The 15,072-nt window shown below is 48.3% G+C and carries 13 protein-coding genes; all 13 read right to left on the bottom strand.

Going from position 1 to position 15,072, the window contains the following annotated elements; genetic code table 11:
* Positions 1–203 (bottom strand): hypothetical protein (locus tag KK083_RS28825; protein ID WP_254169618.1); only part of this gene is annotated, 203 nt, incomplete at its 3' end.
* Positions 204–1,139 (bottom strand): WD40 repeat domain-containing protein, encoded by a 936-nt coding sequence (locus KK083_RS28820; RefSeq protein WP_254169617.1) that lies wholly within the window; start codon positions 1,137–1,139, stop codon positions 204–206.
* A complete protein-coding gene (locus KK083_RS28815) occupies positions 1,132–2,352 on the bottom strand; it encodes an O-antigen ligase family protein (RefSeq protein WP_254169616.1) in 1,221 nt (406 codons plus the stop codon). The genes KK083_RS28820 and KK083_RS28815 overlap by 8 nt, the downstream gene beginning before the upstream one ends.
* Positions 2,345–4,249 (bottom strand): asparagine synthase (glutamine-hydrolyzing), encoded by a 1,905-nt coding sequence (gene asnB / locus KK083_RS28810; protein ID WP_254169615.1) that lies wholly within the window; start codon positions 4,247–4,249, stop codon positions 2,345–2,347. Before asnB (KK083_RS28810) ends, KK083_RS28815 begins: the two co-directional genes overlap by 8 nt.
* Before the next feature lie 190 nt (positions 4,250–4,439).
* Positions 4,440–5,264 (bottom strand): class I SAM-dependent methyltransferase, encoded by an 825-nt coding sequence (locus KK083_RS28805; RefSeq protein WP_254169614.1) that lies wholly within the window; start codon positions 5,262–5,264, stop codon positions 4,440–4,442.
* 111 nt (positions 5,265–5,375) lie between these two features.
* Positions 5,376–6,470 carry a glycosyltransferase family 4 protein gene (locus KK083_RS28800; protein ID WP_254169613.1) on the bottom strand — a complete coding sequence of 365 codons (1,095 nt, stop codon included), beginning with the start codon at positions 6,468–6,470 and terminating at the stop codon, positions 5,376–5,378.
* A gap of 46 nt (positions 6,471–6,516) precedes the next feature.
* Positions 6,517–6,804 carry a hypothetical protein gene (locus tag KK083_RS28795; protein WP_254169612.1) on the bottom strand — a complete coding sequence of 96 codons (288 nt, stop codon included), beginning with the start codon at positions 6,802–6,804 and terminating at the stop codon, positions 6,517–6,519.
* Positions 6,805–6,816: 12 nt separating this feature from the next.
* Complete coding sequence (locus tag KK083_RS28790) at positions 6,817–7,914, bottom strand: glycosyltransferase family 4 protein (RefSeq protein ID WP_254169611.1); 1,098 nt, start codon at positions 7,912–7,914, stop codon at positions 6,817–6,819.
* Position 7,915: 1 nt separating this feature from the next.
* Positions 7,916–9,820: an asparagine synthase (glutamine-hydrolyzing) gene (gene asnB / locus KK083_RS28785; RefSeq protein WP_254169610.1), complete on the bottom strand. Its 1,905-nt coding sequence runs from the start codon at positions 9,818–9,820 to the stop codon at positions 7,916–7,918.
* Positions 9,821–9,859: 39 nt separating this feature from the next.
* Positions 9,860–11,122 carry a hypothetical protein gene (locus tag KK083_RS28780; RefSeq protein ID WP_254169609.1) on the bottom strand — a complete coding sequence of 421 codons (1,263 nt, stop codon included), beginning with the start codon at positions 11,120–11,122 and terminating at the stop codon, positions 9,860–9,862.
* 143 nt (positions 11,123–11,265) lie between these two features.
* Positions 11,266–12,447: a hypothetical protein gene (locus tag KK083_RS28775; RefSeq protein WP_254169608.1), complete on the bottom strand. Its 1,182-nt coding sequence runs from the start codon at positions 12,445–12,447 to the stop codon at positions 11,266–11,268.
* Positions 12,444–13,787: an oligosaccharide flippase family protein gene (locus tag KK083_RS28770; RefSeq protein ID WP_254169607.1), complete on the bottom strand. Its 1,344-nt coding sequence runs from the start codon at positions 13,785–13,787 to the stop codon at positions 12,444–12,446. Before KK083_RS28770 ends, KK083_RS28775 begins: the two co-directional genes overlap by 4 nt.
* A gap of 94 nt (positions 13,788–13,881) precedes the next feature.
* Positions 13,882–15,069 carry a glycosyltransferase family protein gene (locus tag KK083_RS28765; protein ID WP_254169606.1) on the bottom strand — a complete coding sequence of 396 codons (1,188 nt, stop codon included), beginning with the start codon at positions 15,067–15,069 and terminating at the stop codon, positions 13,882–13,884.
* Between the last annotated feature and the right edge of the window lie 3 nt (positions 15,070–15,072).

The raw sequence follows: 15,072 nt of genomic DNA, 5'->3' as shown, positions 1-15,072 counted from the left end.
AGCACCATCTTCACACGTTCGGGCTGCTGGCGGGCTTTCGCCAAAAGGTTCGCTTTGCCAAACTCCACCAGCATACGTTCCGTTCCGAGCGAAACGAGTGTGCGGTGCGTTCTGATGAGCACGTGACCTTTTTTCACCACCGGCGCCGGAACGTTTTCAAGGATCGTTTCGCCGCTTTTTAAATTCTGTATGATCTGCTTCATTTATTTGGTGTTATCCCATATCCTCAGGGTGCCATCGCGGCTTCCGCTCAGCAAATGGCCCTCAAGTGTAAAATGGACTACATTGACATAATCCTTATGACCTGAGAGAAATTTTATATTCCCACCGGTTTGCAAATTCCATATTCCGATCTCCCTATCAAATCCTCCGCTGGCAAATGTTTTTCCATCGGGGCTGATGCTGATGGAGTACACTGTTTTGGAGTGACCTTCTGACGTATGCAGCAGTGTGCCTGTGCTGAACTGCCACGTTTTGATGGTGTGGTCGTGGCTGGCGGAGAGGAGCTTTTCTCCATCGCTGCTGAATTCAAGGTCGAACACGTAGCTCGTATGTGCCTTGATGGTGCGGGTCGCTTTTTCAGCGTCGGTCTTCCACACGACTATATTTCCTTCGTGATCGCCGGTTGCAAAAACATTTTTGTGTACGGGATGAAACTCGATCGAATTGACGGGCGACGGGAGCTTATATTCTTTAATGGGATCGCCGCTATCGGTGCGAAGGAACCTGATCTTTCCGTCGGCCCCGCAGGTTGCAACGAAATCATCAACAGGTGAGAATTTAACATCGTTGACCTGTTTGTCGTGCACGGTATGCGACCATAAAAGGATCTTTTCCCTGAAATCCCAAAGCTCAACGGCGCCGCTGTACGAACCGATGGCGATCAACGGTTTCACAGGATGAAAATCAAAACATTTGATACCACCGTTCTCAGAGCCTATATTCATGCTCCAGGTTGAGTCTTTTGTAAAGATCACAAGCTGATAGGCATCGAGGTGTGTGCGGCCGAGGTATTCACCGGAAGCGCTTTCACGGAGCGTTTTTATGGAAAGCTCCTCGCTGTACAAGGTTCTCTGTGCGCAGGCATCGCCCACGCGGCAGACGTTCAATACCAGGATCAGCAGCAACAACTTATTCATGGTCCAGGTAATAAAACACACAACTGAAAAAATAAAAGAAAATGATGCCCTTCTGCACATAGAGAATAGACTCTGTGATCATGGCAAAACAGGTCATCAGCATGAACATGAAGAAGGTAGCATTCTTGCGGTTGACGGCCGGCCTGAACAGGACGAAAAGCAGCACAAAAAACGATACCAGTTCCACGATCCCGTTCTGACAGAGGAATTGCAAAAACTGATTGTGGGCATTGAACTCATAATCGAGACCCCAGTCAAAGCCTGTCTTCAGGTATCCTTCATCGATCAGGTACTGCGCCGATCCGGTGCCTGCCCCAATGAAGGGAGACATGCGCGCGCCTTCCCAGGCACCGTTCCAAACACCAAACCGTTCCTGCAAAGCATCTGATGTATTTCTGCTCCAGTAATCGATGGATGAAAAGTAAGTGTTATCGAACGAGAGCAACAGCAACAAAAGAAGCAGCGCGGCCGTGACGATCACCTGGGCGCTTCTGCTGCGGCCGCGGAGCAGGTAGATCACCAGCAGCAGGCACCATGTAAAAAGCGCTATCCTTGAACGAAGGAAAAGCAGCATAAAAACGGCGTATGCCAGCAAAGAAACGATACCCACTTTTGACCAGCCACTCATTTTCTGAGTATGCGCTGAATAGAACTGCAGGAGGTAGAAAAAGATCACGGCAAAGTACACCGCCAGGTAAGTAGGATGAATGGAAATAAACCGGGTGTAATAGGAGTGACCCAGGTCGAAAGCATACGTTCTCAACTCACCTTCGAGCAGAAAATAACAGTAGAAAAAACCATAACATGTCACCAGCACACATCCGATGATGAATGCCCACAGCAATTTTTCAATTTTCACATGAAAGGTCTTCCATTGATAGATCAGAAAAGGAAAGACCAGCAATGTAAAATTCTTTTCGAGCTCAAACTTACCCAGGCGCAGGTCTTCGGTATGGATGAGCCCTACAACCAGAATAAAGAACAGCCAGGTCATGGCGCGAAAGAGTCCCGTTTTTGTAAACCCGAAATCCAGGATCCGGTACTTGATGCCGATCACCAGGAAGACGAACGTATTCAGCAAAATGCTGAACGAATTGAGCTTGACCGGCATCGGCATGGTAAAAGCGATCAGCAGGGGAAGCAGCGACGCCACGCGACGCACCCACAGATCCATCTTTACTTCCGACAAGTCAGGTTGCATGATCTCAGGCATCAACAAATTGATTCATCCAACTTTCAACAGATAACAGGGCCAGTAAAAGGTAGGCGTTGTCTGACCGGCCCGAGTCATTTTCGGCGATGATCTGATCGATAGCCGTTGAGGAGAAGATCTTTCTTTTATGTAGCGCTTCTACCGACAATCTTTCATTGATCATGGGCCGCATATCTGTCTTGATCCACTTGCGGATAGGGGCGGCAAAACCTGCTTTAGACCGGTAGATCACTTCATGCGGCAGGTAACGCTCGGCCACGCGCTTCAACAGGTATTTTGTGTTATTACCCTTCATCTTTAGCGAAGGTGGTATGGTGGTGCTGAGGTTGACCAGGTCTACGTCAAGGTATGGAACGCGTGCTTCAACACCCGCTGCCATGCTCATCTTATCCGTATAGTTGAGGTTATGATTGATCAGGAACGTTTTCAGCTCCAGGTAAAGCATCTGGTTCAGCTTGTTATGTTCATCGGGGATCTCCCTGAGCAATTTCAGGTAGTAGTTAGCGGAGATGCCGCTATGGTCAATGGACTCTGCCACCTCAGGATTGAACAGGTGCATCACTTTGTTCAGCGGATGCCATGAGAAATGCTCCACCAGCCTTTGCCTGCCTTCCAGACGCATGGCGGTTGAAAGCCGTTTGGCCCTTCGCACCCACGGCGATTCTGACCTGATGGCCAGCACGGCGCTGGTAGCTTTTTTACGGATCACAGACGGTATCAGGTCGAACAGCGGATCATACCTCAGGGCCATGTGCCTGCGATAGCCGGAGAACAGATCGTCGCCAGCCGTACCGCCCAGCATCACCTTGATATCTTTTTCGCGCGCGCCTTTGCTGATGTTGTACACGTGAATGGCAGCAGGGTCGGCCTGTGGCTCGTCAAGGTGCCAGATCACTTTATCAAAATCTTTCAGGATCTCGGGCTTTGCTTCAATGATGTTCAGCTTGCAGCCAATAGCCTTCGCCACCTGCTGCGCATAGTGAAGGTCGTCTGAAAGTCCTTCTTCGGCCATATCGCTGCCGGTGGATATGGTGAAGCAGTTGAAATCAGAGTGCTTCATCACTTTGGCGGCCATGGCCACGATGAGGCTCGAATCGAGACCTCCGGAGAGGAAGAACCCCAGCGGCGCATCGCTGAGGAGCTGGCGTTCAACGGCCATCAGGAGACTTTGCTCGAGCTCGTCAACCCACGCTGACTCCGACATCTCACGATACGATCCCGTGAAAGGGATCTGGTAATACCTGGCGGGGGGATCGACCGTAAATTTATCAGCGCCGAGCCTGATCTTCATTGAATGCCCCGGATCTAACCGGCGAACAAATTTGAAAGGCGTGATAGGCCCGGGACAGTACAGGTACTGAAGGTAGTTTACAATGGCATCGTAGTTCACGGCCCTATCGAACTGCTTGTATGACAGAAACGATTTTATTTCCGAGCTGAACAGAAACACATTGTCTTTGTGATAGAAGTACAGTGGCTTGATGCCGTACTGATCGCGCGCCAGTATAACTTCTTTCTTTTTCCGGTTGTAGAGAGCGAAAGCAAAGATCCCGTTAAGGCGGCTCAGGATCTTCTCACCGTATTCGACATAGCCATACAGCAGCGATTCTGTATCGGAAGTAGACCTGAAGTTATAACCTTTCGCGATAAGCTCTTTCCGGATCTCCAGGTGATTGTAGATCTCACCGTTGAAGACGATGACATAGTTGCCATCTTCAGAGAACATGGGCTGGTTGGCCCGTTCTGAAAGATCGATGATGGACAACCGCTTATGTTCCAGCTGAACAAAATCGTCTTTAAAGATCCCGTCGGCATCGGGCCCACGGTGATGCATTCGTTCAGAGAGCCTGAGGTCTTTCAGAGGAGCATATGAGATATATCCTGCAATTCCGCACATGATAGTTGGGTTTTACCGGGGGCTTGCTTTGCTGGCCCGCTGCTGTTGCTGCACAAACGCAGCTTATAGCCGCCATGTTGTTTAGCAAGCTGCAAAAGTACTATTAAATGGCCAGTTATGCGGCCGGCACGTTTGCTTTTTCTCATTTTCGAAGATCTCGGCAAACGGAAGCGGGCCTGTTGGATGGCGGCTATTTTGTTAGGTCAATGAGCATAAAAAGCCCATGGGTTGGAAAAAATCTTCTGATGACGGTTCGCGGATACAGCTTCCGGGCGATCTTCAAAAGTACACCCTGGTGTCGTTGTCCTGCCCCTGAAGAAAGCAGGTCACCATGCGAGAGCTCCGTACGGATAGACACGTCTTTAAACATAGAGAACATTTTTTTGGCCTCTTTTGTCGTGTACGCTTTGGTGCCTGGACTTTCCAGGTATCTTGAATAGATAGTCTCCAACGATGTGAACGGCCTGAACCGCATCAATCCATACCTGAGCCAAAGCATGTATCCCACCATCGATTTTTTATGGTAGATCATAATTTTTGCTTTTCCTTTTTCTTTCAATACCCTATGGATCTCACTTGCCGCTTTTGGGGTATCCGGGCTGTGATGAATAACTCCCCATGAGTATACCTTGTCAAACGTATCATCGGCATACGGCAGGTTTTCCGCATCGGCAACTTGCAATTCGGAGCGTAAGCCAAAGATCTCAAGTCTCTGACGGGTAAGCCCGATCGCTCGTTCAGTGAGATCACAGCCGTGAAGGATAGCACCGTTTTCGGCGAACATCTGATGATCTGCTCCGAGCCCCACACCAACTTCCAGCACTTTTTTCCCCTTGCTCTCGGCAAAACCGGCAAAAGGAATGATATAGGGCTCCAACGCGTACCTGGTTTTCAATTGATTGTTGAATTTCTCCTGAAGATTTTCACCTTTAAAATAAAGATTCTCCCCACAGGAAGCCTCATTCCAGAAATCCGCTACTAATTGCTTTGGATGGTTCTTGTCTGTCGTTAGCATTTGATGACGCTTAAGGTTCTGCTTTCCGCAGAAGTAGATAGATGCAGCTCTTTTAAACCGCTACAAAGATAACCTGACGTTTTCGTTTCTCCAGATTTTTTTTAAAAACGCCTAAAGTATCTTGTCAAAAGCGGTTATAGCAGCCTGGAGGCTGTGCTTTTCCTGTATCCACGAGTGGGCAGCATGTGAAAACTGTCTCCTCAGGCTTTCATTTTCAGCCAAAAGTCTGATCTTTTCAGACAGGGCCGCAGCATCTTTGGATTCGACCAGAAAGCCGTTGCTTCCATCATGGATCACATCTGGGATGCCCCCGACCCTCGTGGCTATTGATGGCAAGCCGGAAGCCATCGCCTCGAGCAAAGCGTTCGGCATCCCTTCGGCGTATGACGGCAATACGAAAATATCCGCGTCTCGCAACAGCTCCATTTTTTTGCCGCTGAAAGCCCAGCCGAAGAACTGTACGGTATTTTCAATATTCAATTCAGCAGCGCGTTTTTTTGCCGCCTGCATTTCCTGCCCATCGCCGGCAACCCACAACTGCACTTCGGAAGCCTTCATGTTGCTGAAAGCTTCCAGCAATTCGAATATGCCTTTGTCTTTGATGATCCAGCCAAGGAATAACACTTTTAAAGGCTTTACGCTTGCCCGCTGCTGCCGGCGTTTGAAATTCTCTGTGTAAGGCTCGGCATTGATCCAGTTCCGGATCACCACATATTTTCCACTTGCCTCGAAGCCGATATGCGCTCCGAAGAACGTTTTCCAGGTATCACTCTGACATACTACCACATCAGACACGCTGAAGACCAACCGGGTGAACTTTCTCCAAAATGCGCTTGCAGGAATATCATCAATCAGCGGGCCCGCCCTGGGGCATACCACCACCCGCTTAAAAAATAATTTGGCGATGAGGGCCATGATTCCTTTTTCGATGAAGGAAGCGCCGTCGGCAAAAAAGATCAGTGTGGTATGAGGATTGAAAGTAAACAGCGACAGAACAAACCTGAAGACTCTTTTCGCGGCATTGAAAGTGCGGTCGAAAAAACTTCTCTGTTGGTTGGTGGTGGCCGTGGAGTCGATCAACCGCCACGATATCTCCTCAGAAAGTCTGCTGTTGACCAGGCTCAGACAGGCAAACAACTGCCCGCCTGTATTTTGCGTTGTATTGTTGAAGGCTCCGACAAAAAGCACTTTCTTTTTTTTCACCATACTTGCATCTCAGGGTTTCATACATGGGGCTTCCACCCCGTTTCCGTCATCGGTAAACCTTCCAGCGCCACCTTGCCGTGAGCTTATCAAACCCCTCTCCAAAACACCGAGCCATTCGATTTTCCATGATTGAGTGACCTGTATAAGAGTCAAGTTGGGTCTGGCGGTAAGCTTTCCATTGCGCGCCAAAAGCCGATGCGTCATTGTCATTCTCTACCAACCCGGAAATCTCATTGACAACCGGGATTGTCTTTCCGTTGCACACCAGCTGATCGTTCGATTGCGTGTAATTCTTTTGAAGGCTCCGGTCGAAAAGCAGGCTCATCAGTTGCATAGGCTCGGTATTTTAAGCTTTTCTAAAAAATTCCAGGTAAGAACCTATCATCACTTCCCTTGAAAAATAACGGGTGGCCGTGAGCCTGCTATTTTCTTTCATCGCCAGTCTTGTTGCCGGCGGCATTTTGAAAAATGTAGTGATCTTGTCAGCCAGTTCTTGAGCATTGTGCGGATCAAAAAGGAACCCATTATGTCCCTCCTGGATGATCATAGGATGATCGATCACATTGCTTGCAATGACAGGTGTGCCGGTGGCCAGGGCTTCACATACAACATTGGGGAAACCCTCGCCGTACGAGGGGTGCACCAACACGTCTGATGTCCTGTACAGTTCCGCGAGACCTTTTTGCTGTCCTTCCCACGTCCAAATTCCGGAGAGGCCCTTCTCATTAACGGCGTTTACGCATTCAACATAGTAAGTATTTTCGACACCCCGCTCTTCATATTCACGGCCGACCCACTTCATAGAAACGGGAAGCTTCCTATCAAAGTGGAGCATCCTAACGGCTTCGATCAGCACTTTTACATTTTTGTACTCCGTGAGCCGCCCTACGCCGATCATTTTGAGTGTGCCCGGGCTGATTGCCAGTTCGTGGGCAGGTTTGAAGGTGTCGGTATCAACACAATTCGGGATGTGCCGGATCCTGGCCCGGAGCATCGGCAATTTTTTCTTTAATATTTCTGCCTGCGTTTGGGAGTTGGCAATGATACCTGCAGCCAGTGGATATAGTGCCCGGCAGTAAGGTTTGGCCCAATCCGTCATGAGGTGCTCGATAAAACGTTCTGAGACGAAAACTTTCGGTCGCCAGAAAAAGATCTTGGTCAACAGGGCCATCAGGCTCGGCACAAACATGTAAGCACAGACTACATCAGGCTGCAGTCGTTTTATTTCGCTGAAAACACCGAGGAAAGTTTTGAACTTTGAAGGGCGCGCTATCGCTGAAAGGTCGATCTGATGGTGCCTGAGCTCATCCTGAAAATGCTCTCCCAACGTATAGGTGATCACTGTGACGTCAGCGCCTTCTGCTTTCAGGCCGATGGCAAGATTAACGATCTGTCGTTGTGCGCCGCCGGAGTTCAGGTTATCGATCAGTAAGGCAACTTTCATTCTATTTCATCCAACGATCAAACCACATCTGGAACACGATCATTGCCCAAATGAACTCGAAATCTTCATTGATACCTGAAAAATACCGCTTCTTGACCTGCTGCAAATACCCCACATCGAACAGTCCCTGCTTGCGGATCTTCTCATCATCGAGGTAGAACAGCAGGGTGTCTTTGAGGTCTTTTCTGAACCAGTGCTCTACAGGAATGCCAAAGCCCATTTTAGGGCGATCCATCATTTTTTTGGGGATGTATTTGTGCGTAACCTGCTTGAGAAGATATTTCTTTTCACCGTTGCGGATCTTCAGCGAAGAAGGAAGTTGCGACACGAACTCTGCTATACGGTGATCGAGAAATGGCTCTCTTCCCTCCAGCGACACAGACATGGTGGCGCGGTCGACTTTCACAAGGATGTCGTCTACCATGTACGTTTTATAATCTACGGCCAGGGCCGGATCCAGTGGGTCGGCAAACTCGATATCGCGCGTATGCGTAAAGTTGGTGGGCAATTCCTTTACGGAATTTTTGAACAGCTTATCGATGCCGCGCCGGTTGATGTGATGAGAGGTGAGGCGCAGAATCTGGTCAGGATAGACACCACCTTTGAACAGGTCGGCCACCGAGTGATAAAAGTGATCGAACCTGTAAGTCTTGTTTAGGAACGGTATATACCGGGGCGGGAACAGGTCGACGACCGATCCGATGGGCTTGCGCATGAAGCTTGGAACACGCTGAAGCCGCGACAGGGCGCGAAGCACTGAATGATGCTTTCGGTATCCGCCAAAAAGCTCGTCGCCTCCATCTGCCGACAGTGCTACAGTGACCTTTTTACGGGCCAGGCGGCTTACCAGGATAGTGGGTATAGCCGAAGAGTCGGCAAAGGGCTCATCGTAGTAGAATGGCAGCTCGGGAAAAATCCCCTCCGCTTCGGCTTCCGTGCAATACAATTCAGTATGATCGGTGCCCAGATAGTTTGCCACATCTTTGGCGTAGACGGCCTCATTAAATCCATCGAGGTGAAAACCGATGGTAAAGGTCTTCAGCTTTTCGGTGCGTCCTTTCTGAAGAATGGCCGCAACGGTTGAGCTATCGTACCCACCACTGAGGAAGATGCCAACGGGCACATCCGACACCATTCGGTATTCGAAGGCAGAGGTGAGCAGTTTTTCCGTTTCTTCGATCGCTTCGGTCTCCGAGATCTTGAGCTTGGGTTTTTTGAAGTGATCAACGATATCCCAGTATTTCTCTTCCCTCACCTTTTGTGTTTCGAGGTTCACTTCAAGAAAGTGACCTGGTCTCAGCTTGTAGGTATTTTTGAAAACGGTATGCGGCGCCAGGATGTATCCATATAAGAAATATTCCACGAGTGCATCGTGGTCAAGCTCTTTGACAAATGCGGGATGGTCATAAAACGCCTTGAGCTCGGATGCAAATAGCAAATGACCTTTCTGATGGTAATAGTAAAGCGGCTTTACACCAGCCCGATCGCGGAATATATAAAGCTGATTGGTCTTCCGGTCCAGGATGGCGAAGCTGAACATGCCGATGAATTTGTGAACGGCCTGAACGCCCCATTTATGGAAAGCCCGGAGAATGACCGCGGTGTCTGATGCGGAATCGAATGTATAACCTTCCTTCTCCAGCTCACTGCGAACAGATTTGTAGTTATACATCTCACCATTGAACACGATGGTGTATTGCTCGTAGTGCATGGGCTGATGGCCGCCAGACGAGATATCGATGATCGATAATCTTTTATGACCAAACCCGATGGAACCTTTGAAATCGTTGTAGAGATAGGAGCCGGTGTCATCGGGGCCGCGATGATGAATCGGCTGTATCATGCTCTGGATGGTCTTTTCATTGGATTTGTTATTGAAATCTACAAATCCCGCTATTCCGCACATATTGATGGAGTTTAAGCCCCGCAAAATTACAACAACCTGTCAATTAACCAATTTTAGGGCTGTGTAAGCCAGGACTATTATCAGCGCGAAAAGCAAAAACGTTTTCATGAGGTATCCGAACGCTGCTTTATTGTTTTTAATAAAAATGAAGGCGAATCCGATCAGCACGGGGTGTATAAATGAAAAATGGCGCACATCGCCTGATGTAAAGTTGATGATCAGTAATGCGGCGAAGGCCGTGATCAACGCCGCCCACCAGAAACTGTTCACTTCACCGCGACTGGGCAGATTAATAAAACTGAACAGGTAAAAGAAACCAAAAAAGTACCAGACAAGGTTGCCGATCCCGAGAAATATGTTGCTGGTGGTCATGCCGAAAAAGAACCGCGGTGGCACAGGGCTGAAGAACAGGTGCGGCAAGCTAAGGACCAGCAGCACCGGATTTCCTGACTTTCTGATCTCGGCACCCAGCGACTCGGTGGCCTGTGAAATGGCGGCATCGTTATAGAAGTGAATACGATGGCTGAGATAAGCCATAAAGTGTGTCATCGGCGGAAGCTCTTTTGGCGGCCTCATTGAAAGAGCCGTGAGCAGAATTGAAAATACAAACATAAGGACCGCCAGAATCGAGGCCCTGATGACGTACCGGAGTGAGCCACCGGTTTTCCTCAGAACGTAATGTGTAATAAGAAAGATGAACAGAAAAAATCCGGAGGCCTCGCGGATGTGATACAGCACAAACACACAAAAAGAAAGCAACAGGAATTTCAATAATTTCGACCGGAAGCGGGTAAGCATGACAAGCACACCGATCGAAAAAAAAAGGGTCACAACGATATCGCGGATGATCGTGGCCGAATAATAAATAGACAGCGGATACAGCAGCGTGATCCAGGCGATGGTGCTGCTGTTCTCATCAGTAGTAAACTTTTTAAAAATCAAATAAATAACGGGCGATACAAAAGCGCCCATCCAGCTGTTGAGAATGATCAGATTCAAAAAATAGTCCGAGCTGAACCCAGCGAGGTTCAGTACTTTCAGCCAGAGGGACAGGGCTGTTATGTACGCTTTATAATTCAACCCGCTCCACGCAAGCCCGTCTTTATAGGACTCGATACCGTTCTTATTGTCGATGGCAATCTGGTGGATCGTAAAATCGTCTCCCATACCCGTGAAAGGATCACCGTGCTCGAGCAGGAACGCCTGTGTAAAGACTATGGCAAAGAAAACGTTGAGGAGATAAGAATATCTGAAGAAAGGGATGGTTTCAGGCGCGAGCCACCTCAGTAGCCGTATGCCCATCCAATAAAGCACGAAGAATGAAAAGACTATCGACAATTCGTGATAAACAGCCACATGGATGACGACGGTGAGGCACGTCAGGAAAAACAATGCCCATTTTGTGCTTGCTTTAAGAGGAGTTGATGAAGATATATCGGGAGCCACTATGATCTTCTTTTGGTATTCTTTATCCTGACACCCTTCAGGTCTTCGCCATATACTTTTAGTTCATTCGTTTCCGCAAGATCGAATATCCGTCTGTTAAATAAAAAAATGATCTTCAGATCTCTCGCCTCTTCTATGTACAGGGAATGAATAAAATCGGTGCGGGTACGTAGCTTCAAATCCAACTCGGGGTCGCCGATCCGATACGATTCATCATTGATGGTTATTGTACCGGTGCCCTTTATTCCCTGAATGATCAGCGGCAGTTCTACCCGCCACTGTTTGGCATACGGCACGTCCAGAACAATATTTGAAAATGTCTTTACCTGGTGGATCCTTCCCTGGATCACATCCGTCAGAAATTGTGGTTCGATCTTATCACCTATCAACAGACTGCTCCTGGCCGGAAGCTCGAACTGCACCGATTTTGATGTCAACACGGAATCCAGTGGCGTAAAATCCGGATAGCCCGATCGCTGGCTAAAAATTTCACTGAGGAATTTCCAGTCTGCTTCCTTATAATTCACTTCATGTACCCTTACTGGAATTTCATTGCGCCTTTCCATCACCAGCCGCGGAGCCTCCAGCACCTCTTCGACAGAAGCGATCATCAAAGAGTCGTTCAAATAATAACATCCCAGATCAGAGTCCAGCATTTTCCATTTCTCTCCCTGATAGACCTCTGACACCACATGGCCGTCTAGCCACCACGTACGGGCGTCGTACCCCATAAATTTCCACAACAGCTCATTGATGGTAGCCGCGTCGTCACAAAAACCAAAACCCGCAGAATTAAAGAATGTCAACGGATCATGCATCCACACATAGGGTGTCATGGGGTAATAATGATAACTGTGCCGGGCGGTGAAATCCCAGATCATTTTAACAGAATCTTCGCCAGATACCGGTTCTGGGATCGCCCGTTTCAGAATGTCTGAATACTGGACAAAAAAATGCCTGTCGTTGATCGAAAAGCTGACCGTTTTTGAGTCGTTGCTCTTGTTCCAGATCCTGATAAAAGTAGTTGTATCGATCTTCAGCTCAGATCTCAACAGGCTCTCCTGCGCCTGCGTGCAGAAACTTGTCCATAAGATCGCCGTCACCAATAACCCTCTGTTAAAGCGCCATCTTACGGATTTTCGGCTCAATTTTACCATGGCAAGATCCAGGGCGGTTGTCATAAGCTTACAAATATTAATATCATCGTACTCGCGAGCATCGCCAGAAACATCCACTTAAGCTGAAAGCCAAACGCGTACATTTTTTCAGAACCCCACACATATACCATTGCTCCAAGGGTAGTGGCGATAAAAGTTGCTTGCGCAACGCCGTTGATACCGGTCAATTTAATAAAGTAAACGCTAAGCAGGTAGATCATGCCCACAACGGCCAGGGTAATGAACGTTACGTACAGCGTCTTTCTTTTCAGCGAATAACCGAACCCAAAAAGATAGAAGCTTCCCAGCATAAACGTAGACACGATGATGTAGGGTAGGAGCTTTTCGGCCGCAAGGTATTTCTCGCCTCCAAAAAGCAGCAGCAGATCGTTACTGAAAAAGCTTATGGCAGCTGTGGCTGGGATGAGGGCGATCCAGAACACATTAAAGATCATTCTGGCCAACGCCTGGCCTTTCTCATTTTCGTAGTTTGAAAAGATCACCGGCTGAAACCCGTTGGCGACCATCTGTATAAAAAAGACCGGGATCTGCGCAAGCCTGTTCACGATGGCGTACAAGCCCAGGCCTTCCATGCCAAATGCACTGGTCACCAGCAGACGGTCGACGAATTGCATGGCATAGTTGCTCAGATAAGTAGGCAGGTAAGGTAAAGATAGCACCATCAGGTCTTTCAGGTGCGCGGGCTCCAGCCTGGCCCGTAGCCTAAAAAGATAGTCTCTGACGATGTATGTGCTGAGCAGTGTGCCAATGAGGTTTCCTATAATAATACCGGCGATATAATAACCGATCTCTTTTTTTATCAGCAACAGCACAAAGCCGAGCACTATACCCAGAAAATAGGTTGAAAAATTTATCCAGGCAGCCTCTTTTGCTTTTCCTACCCACCGCACAAAACTGAAAATGTTATAATTATACTGGTATATGATCGTATAAATGAACAATCCGTGGATGAACATCAGCGGATAACTGGATGAAGAAATGACATCGGCATAACTCACCCCTACGCCGATAGCCCACAGCAGGAGCAGGATTGCCGTGTTCACGAACAACGCGGTGACCAGCAGGGACGCCTGCATTTTCTGATCATCTTTATTTTCAACGATCTTAATTGCAATTCCGGAATCGATGCCAAGGGTTGCCACCAGTGAAAGGAAGCTGGAGACCAGCATGAACAGGTCGTAATATGCAAATTCTTCAATGGAGCACAACCTGGCTACGATGGGAATAACCAGGATGCCAATAACTTTAGACGACAGCTGCGCCAGAAAATAATAATTGGTATCGACCAGCCCCTTTACCAGCAGGCGGTTATTTTTTATCCGATAGATTATATCCTTCAGCACCCAGGTATTCGGTTAAGCTTTCAACGTTAACGGGAACAAAAAATTTTGACTTCCAGATGCTTCGGCCGAAAGCTCCTGCCCAAACATGTCTTTGTCAGCGATCGAGGATCTCAGCAACGTCTCTGAGCGATTGTTTTGTGATGTTCCGCTCATACCAGTCTTTTGCTTCCTTCCCGATATTTTCGAGTTTGGTTTTGTCATCGATGGCAGCGGTCAGCGCAGCTACTATATCCTCTGTCTCTTTTGCGTAGATCATGGGGTACAACTCCATCTCCTTATAAAGCGAATCCTCGCGGTAGTGCATCACTGGCTTTGCCAGGGCCATGGCTTCGAATACCACGCCATAGGTAAACCAGCTGTTCCTGAATTCTCCCGCCACCACGTCGGATAACGACATCCCCAGCATAAGTTCTTTACGGGGCATGAGCGGGAACCAGAAGACATGTTTTTCAATGCCCAGCTCACGGCAGAGCGCTTTTGAAGCTTCAACGTCATGGCCATACTCAAAAGTAACGATCGCGATCTTTACGCCGGGTCTTCTCGTCAATACAATAGCCAGCCCACGGAAAAGCTTATCGTTATCTTTTAAAGAAATGGGATCAGGTTCGTTTTTCCAGCAGTGCCGCGAATTGTGGATGATCACCAGATCATGCGCGTCCCGTATTTTCTTAAAAGAAGCATAGTGCTGGCTGTTAGCGCTATTGTCTTTTATCTTATCTGGCGCGTATTGCTGCGTATACACAAACGGAAGCCCCGACATCAGGCGCTTCCCTTTAAACCTGAGCTTCGCTAATGTTCTGGTAAAAAGATCGGCATTATCGGCCACGGTCAAATTCCTCGCTTCACGGATCCCCATCTTCTGGTAAAATGTGAAGATCAGATAATGCAGAAGTTTCGTCGGCCTTACAAGTTTAAAAAAGGGTAGCTCGTAAAGATCAGATCCATAGGGTGCCAGCAGGTCTACGGTGATGCCTGCCTTGGCAAGATAGGCCGGGCCGGTACCACAAGCAATGAACCGGGTAAATCCATCGAGGTCCTTTTTGATCGTCGACACCGGCGTGGTCATCAGGTCAAAAGGATTGCCCCACGTTAACCGGTGCACATACTCCGTGTATCCGGCGTCGAAGGTGTCTGCCTGAGGATGAAAGTGCGCGGGTTCACTGGGAAAAATAAACAGGTGCGCATCATACCCTTCATCCCGCAGATACCGGGTAAGGTTAAACAAAATATTATTCATGTTACCCAGCAAGGCAACTTTACCCTTACGCAACGCGGTTTTCATTTT

Origin of the sequence: Chryseosolibacter histidinae (assembly GCF_018598225.1) — a bacterium.
Taxonomy (GTDB): Bacteria; Bacteroidota; Bacteroidia; order Cytophagales; family Cyclobacteriaceae; genus Chryseosolibacter; species Chryseosolibacter histidini.
The sequence above is the reverse complement of the archived record's forward strand: the minus strand, read 5'-3'. Positions and strand labels throughout refer to the sequence as shown.

What these genes read in the sequence shown, in the direction of transcription:
- KK083_RS28780 (WP_254169609.1), bottom strand. Translation starts at nt 11,122, where the DNA reads ATGGGCATACGGCTACTGAGGTGGCTCGCGCCTGAAACCATCCCTTTC.
- KK083_RS28800 (WP_254169613.1), bottom strand. Translation starts at nt 6,470, where the DNA reads ATGGTGAAAAAAAAGAAAGTGCTTTTTGTCGGAGCCTTCAACAATACA.
- KK083_RS28815 (WP_254169616.1), bottom strand. Translation starts at nt 2,352, where the DNA reads ATGCCTGAGATCATGCAACCTGACTTGTCGGAAGTAAAGATGGATCTG.
- KK083_RS28775 (WP_254169608.1), bottom strand. Translation starts at nt 12,447, where the DNA reads ATGACAACCGCCCTGGATCTTGCCATGGTAAAATTGAGCCGAAAATCC.
- KK083_RS28765 (WP_254169606.1), bottom strand. Translation starts at nt 15,069, where the DNA reads ATGAAAACCGCGTTGCGTAAGGGTAAAGTTGCCTTGCTGGGTAACATG.
- KK083_RS28805 (WP_254169614.1), bottom strand. Translation starts at nt 5,264, where the DNA reads ATGCTAACGACAGACAAGAACCATCCAAAGCAATTAGTAGCGGATTTC.
- KK083_RS28790 (WP_254169611.1), bottom strand. Translation starts at nt 7,914, where the DNA reads ATGAAAGTTGCCTTACTGATCGATAACCTGAACTCCGGCGGCGCACAA.
- KK083_RS28820 (WP_254169617.1), bottom strand. Translation starts at nt 1,139, where the DNA reads ATGAATAAGTTGTTGCTGCTGATCCTGGTATTGAACGTCTGCCGCGTG.
- KK083_RS28795 (WP_254169612.1), bottom strand. Translation starts at nt 6,804, where the DNA reads ATGCAACTGATGAGCCTGCTTTTCGACCGGAGCCTTCAAAAGAATTAC.
- asnB (WP_254169610.1), bottom strand. Translation starts at nt 9,820, where the DNA reads ATGTGCGGAATAGCGGGATTTGTAGATTTCAATAACAAATCCAATGAA.
- asnB (WP_254169615.1), bottom strand. Translation starts at nt 4,249, where the DNA reads ATGTGCGGAATTGCAGGATATATCTCATATGCTCCTCTGAAAGACCTC.